Annotated in this window: 1 protein-coding gene; it reads left to right on the plus strand. The window is 43.8% G+C overall.

The genetic code is table 11. The features are described 5' to 3' along the window. Positions 1-99 precede the first annotated feature (99 nt). On the plus strand, positions 100-680 hold a 581-nt coding region (locus R7R24_RS27240), incomplete at its 3' end, for a pyruvate kinase (protein WP_318120202.1).

Genomic DNA, 680 nt, shown 5'->3' on the forward strand with positions numbered 1-680 from the left:
TGGCATCGAGCTTAGAAATACTGACCTCGACAGTGGTTAGATTAAGTAAGAATAAAATTTGAGTTACTTTGTCCTACACCTGCATTCTTCGGAGAATCTATGACTTCCAAATTAAGAAGAACGAAAATTGTCACCACTCTTGGCCCTTCAACTGATAAAGACAATGTGCTGGAGGAGATCATTAAAGCTGGTGCGAACGTCGTTCGTATGAACTTTTCTCACGGTACAAGTGAAGACCACATTCAACGTGCTAAAAAAGTACGCGCGATTGCCGCAAGATTAGGGCGTCAGGTTGCCATTCTTGGCGATTTACAGGGACCTAAAATTCGTGTTTCGACCTTTAAAGACGGTAAAATCACACTCAAAGTCGGCGATAAATTCACACTAGATAGCGACTTACCAAAAGGCGAAGGGAACCAAGAATCCGTTGGTTTGGATTACAAAGAACTGCCTCAAGATGTTTCACCGAACGACATTCTACTGCTTGATGATGGCAGAGTTCAATTGCAAGTCACCAGCGTAGAAGGAAATAAAGTCCATACCCGTGTGACCGTTGGTGGTCCATTATCCAACAACAAGGGCATCAACAAAAAAGGCGGTGGCTTATCAGCCGATGCGCTCACGGAGAAAGACAAATCTGACATCATCACAGCCGCAGAAATTAAGGTCGACTATTTGGC

The organism is Vibrio sp. 704, from assembly GCF_033339295.1.